This is a genomic window from Ruegeria sp. AD11(2025) (assembly GCF_056542405.1).
The window spans coordinates 1-883 of record NZ_JBQFZU010000119.1 but is presented as its reverse complement, the minus strand read 5'-3'; the positions used below and the strand labels follow the sequence as shown (position 1 = coordinate 883).

The 883-nt window shown below is 56.1% G+C and carries 1 protein-coding gene; it reads right to left on the bottom strand.

Annotated elements, in window-relative coordinates; translation table 11 throughout:
- A partial coding sequence (locus tag ACR1XY_RS24620; protein ID WP_480597448.1) for a peroxidase family protein occupies positions 1-633 on the bottom strand: 633 nt, incomplete at its 3' end.
- Positions 634-883 lie beyond the last annotated feature (250 nt).

Genomic DNA, 883 nt, shown 5'->3' with positions numbered 1-883 from the left:
TTCCAGATCGCGCTCGCCCGAATACCGGCTCTGCGGGTTGTCAGTGGGCGCCAGCCACTCGGTTTCGGCACCCCAATAGATATCCTCTTCGGGCGCCCAGGTATCGGTGCGACCCCCGGCAAATCCAAAGGTCTTTCCGCCCATCGATTCGATGGCGCAGTTGCCCGCCAGAACGATCAAATCGGCCCAGGATATCTGGTTGCCGTATTTCTGTTTGATCGGCCACAACAGGCGACGCGCCTTATCCAGGTTGCCATTGTCGGGCCAACTGTTGAGCGGCGCAAACCGCTGAGACCCGCTGCCCGCTCCACCGCGGCCATCGGCAGTCCGGTAGGTTCCCGCGCTGTGCCACGCCATGCGGATAAACAGACCGCCGTAATGGCCGTAGTCGGCAGGCCACCAGTCCTGGGAATCCGTCATCAGGGCATACAGGTCTTCTTTCAGCGCCTTCAGGTCCAGTTTCTTGAATTCTTCGGCGTAGTCGAAGCCCGCCCCCATCGGGTCCGAGGCTGGCGCGTGCTGGTGCAGGATCGAAAGGTTCAGCTGGTTTGGCCACCAATCCCTGTTTGACCGGGTACCGGCACCGTGCATTACCGGGCATCCGCCCATGTTTGGGGTGTCACTTCCGTCCATATCATTCTCCATTCCTGGCTAAGTTTCGGCTACGTCGCGCGGTCGAATCTGTCATGTACAAGATCACTAGAAGATGTCGGTGAAATTGCTCATCGAACCCGGATTGGGAAACGGATGTTGTGACAGAAGGACTTCAACGACACTTTGGTCTTGCTTCTATCCCGATATAGCAAATCAATGCCATGAGAATAAGTTTTGTTTTTTGATTGTATTTATAAGATTTGGTTATGAAAAAGTAAGGGGCCGGGCG